The organism is Cupriavidus sp. 05N40 (assembly GCF_056397305.1).
This window is the reverse complement of the sequence record NZ_JBFTND010000387.1, coordinates 1-3,164: the sequence shown is the minus strand read 5'-3', so window position 1 is coordinate 3,164 and position 3,164 is coordinate 1. Positions and strand designations below refer to the sequence as shown.

The window sequence follows — 3,164 nt, the reverse complement described above, 5'->3', positions numbered from 1 at the left end:
CACCAGCGTCTCGAAGCCAGCCTTGATCAGCTCGACGGTGCCGCCGCACAGCACGGCTTGCTCGCCGAACAGGTCGGTTTCGGTTTCTTCGCGGAAGTTGGTCTCGATGATGCCGGCGCGGCCGCCGCCGTTGGCGGTAGCGTACGACAGGGCGATGTCACGGGCAGCGCCGGACTTGTCCTGGTGCACGGCGATCAGGTGGGGCACGCCGCCGCCCTGCGCGTAGGTCGAGCGCACGGTGTGGCCCGGCGCCTTCGGCGCGATCATGATCACGTCGAGGTCGGCGCGCGGGATCACGGCACCGTAGTGCACGTTGAAGCCGTGGGCGAAGGCCAGCGCGGCGCCTTGCTTGATGTTGTCGTGCACTTCGTTCTTGTACACGTCGGCGATCTGCTCGTCCGGCAGCAGGATCATGACCACGTCGGCGGTCTTGACGGCTTCGGCCACTTCCTTCACTTGCAGGCCGGCGTTGACCGCCTTGTTCCACGATGCGCCGCTCTTGCGCAGGCCGACCGTCACCTTGACGCCGGAGTCGTTCAGGTTCTGCGCGTGGGCATGGCCTTGCGAGCCGTAGCCGATGATGGTGACGTTCTTGCCCTTGATCAGGGAGAGGTCGGCGTCCTTGTCGTAAAACACTTTCATGATGGTTCCTTCAAGCTTTCGTTTTCGTGTGTCGGGGTAGCGGCTGCCACGCTGCATGTGCCGGCGCCGCCCATGGATACTGCAATCTGGTTCAGACCTTCAGGATGCGCTMGCCGCGGCCGATGCCCGAGCCGCCGGTACGGACGGTCTCCAGGATGGCGGCACGGTCGATGGCGTCCAGGAAGGCATCGAGCTTGACGCCGTTGCCGGTCAGCTCGATGGTATAGGTCTTCTCGGTGACGTCGATGATGCGGCCGCGGAAGATGTCGGCGGTACGCTTCATTTCCTCGCGCTCCTTGCCGACCGCGCGCACCTTGACGAGCATCAGCTCGCGCTCGATATGCGCGCCCTCGGTCAGGTCCACCACCTTGACCACTTCCACCAGGCGGTTCAGATGCTTGGTGATCTGCTCGATCACGTCATCCGAGCCGCTGGTGACGATGGTCATGCGCGACAGCGAGGCGTCTTCGGTGGGTGCCACCGTCAGCGTCTCGATGTTGTAGCCACGCGCCGAGAACAGACCCACCACGCGCGACAGCGCGCCCGGTTCGTTTTCCAGCAGGACCGAAATGATATGTCGCATTACAGGTCCTCCGCGCCGAGCAGCATTTCTGAAATACCCTTGCCGGCCTGCACCATCGGCCACACGTTTTCAGTCGGGTCGGTCTGGAAGTCGAGGAACACGGTACGGTCTTTCAGGCGGAAGGCTTCGCGCAGGGCGGGCTCGACATCGGACGTCTTCTCGACGCGCATGCCGATATGGCCATAGGCCTCGGCCAGCTTGACGAAGTCGGGCAGCGCATCCATGTAGGAATGCGAGTAGCGGTTGTCATACTCGATTTCCTGCCACTGGCGCACCATGCCGAGATAGCGGTTGTTGAGCGCGCAGATCTTGACCGGGGTGTCGTACTGCAGGCAGGTCGACAGTTCCTGGATGCACATCTGGATCGAGCCTTCACCGGTGATGGTCACCACTTCCTTCTCGGGGAAGGCTTTCTTGATGCCCATCGCGTACGGCAGGCCCACGCCCATCGTGCCCAGGCCGCCGGAGTTGATCCAGCGGCGCGGCTCGTCGAACTTGTAGAACTGCGCGGCCCACATCTGGTGCTGGCCGACGTCCGAGCAGATATACGCGTCGCCCTTGGTCAGCTCCCAGATCTTCTCGACCACATACTGCGGCTTGATGATCTCGGAATTGCGGTCGTACTTGAGGCAGTCCACCGAACGCCACTGCTCGATCTGCTCCCACCAGCGGGCCAGGGCCTCGCGCTTGGGCTTGACGTCGCTGGCCTGCAGCTGGGAGATGAGCTCCTGCAGCACGTCCTTGACGTTGCCCACGATGGGAATATCCACCTTGACCCGCTTCGAGATGGAAGACGGGTCGATGTCGATATGGATGATCTTGCGCGGCTGCGAGGTGAAGTGCCCCGGGTTGCCGATCACGCGGTCGTCGAAGCGCGCGCCAATGGCGATCAGCACGTCGCAGTTCTGCATGGCCATGTTGGCTTCATACGTGCCGTGCATGCCGAGCATGCCGACGAACTGCTTGCTGGTGCCGGGGAACGAGYCCAGGCCCATCAGCGTGTTGGTGACCGGATGGCCGGTCAGCGCCGCCAGTTGGCGCAACTCGTCGCTGGCGTTGGCCAGCACCACCCCGCCGCCCGCGTAGATGAACGGACGCTCGGCGTTCTGCAACAGCGCGAGCGCCTTGCGGATCTGGCCCGAGTGGCCCTTGTTCACCGGGTTGTACGAGCGCATGTCGATCGACTTGGGGTACTCGTACTTGCAGGCGTTGCGCGAGACGTCCTTGGGAATATCCACCACCACCGGGCCCGGACGGCCGGTCGCGGCGATATAGAACGCCTTCTTGATGGTCGAAGCGAGATCGCGGACGTCCTTGACCAGGAAGTTGTGCTTGACGATGGGGCGGGTGATGCCGACCGTGTCGCACTCCTGGAAAGCGTCCTGTCCGATGGCGTGCGTCGGCACGTTGCCGGTGATGATCACCATCGGGATCGAATCCAGGTAGGCAGTGGCGATGCCCGTCACCGCATTGGTGACGCCGGGACCCGAGGTCACCAGGGCACAGCCCACCTTGCCGGTCGCACGTGCATAGCCGTCTGCGGCATGGACCGCGGCCTGCTCGTGGCGCACCAGGATGTGCTCGATCTTCTTTTGCTTGTAGAACTCGTCGTAGATATACAGCACTGCGCCGCCGGGGTAGCCCCAGACGTACTCGACGCCTTCTTCGGCAAGTGCGTGAACGAGAATTTCCGCCCCGATCATTTCGGGTGCGGCAGATGAATTGCTGTCTGCGTGGGAGAATTCCGCGCTGGGCATGTTCATTTCAGTCCTTTGCAATTTTCGGCAAAAAATTGTTCGGATGCTCTCTGCCGGGCTTGTGGCACGGGTTCAAGCGGTGCGCGTCTGCATGGAAGACCGCCTCATAAGCGGCCGGATGAGACAACCACTGATGTCGTGAACCAACGATGATACTGCATTGCATCAGGATGGTCCATGGC

General features: G+C 62.6%; 3 protein-coding genes. All 3 read right to left on the bottom strand.

Annotated features, from left to right (window positions below; translation table 11 throughout):
• On the bottom strand, window positions 1–642 hold a 642-nt coding region (ilvC, locus tag AC1DO7_RS40575; RefSeq protein ID WP_477117511.1), incomplete at its 3' end, for a ketol-acid reductoisomerase.
• A gap of 91 nt (window positions 643–733) precedes the next feature.
• Window positions 734–1,225, bottom strand: coding sequence for an acetolactate synthase small subunit (gene ilvN / locus AC1DO7_RS40570; RefSeq protein ID WP_477117510.1), 492 nt, complete (start codon window positions 1,223–1,225; stop codon window positions 734–736).
• Window positions 1,225–2,988 carry an acetolactate synthase 3 catalytic subunit gene (locus AC1DO7_RS40565; RefSeq protein ID WP_477117509.1) on the bottom strand — a complete coding sequence of 588 codons (1,764 nt, stop codon included), beginning with the start codon at window positions 2,986–2,988 and terminating at the stop codon, window positions 1,225–1,227. The genes ilvN and AC1DO7_RS40565 overlap by 1 nt, the downstream gene beginning before the upstream one ends.
• Window positions 2,989–3,164 lie beyond the last annotated feature (176 nt).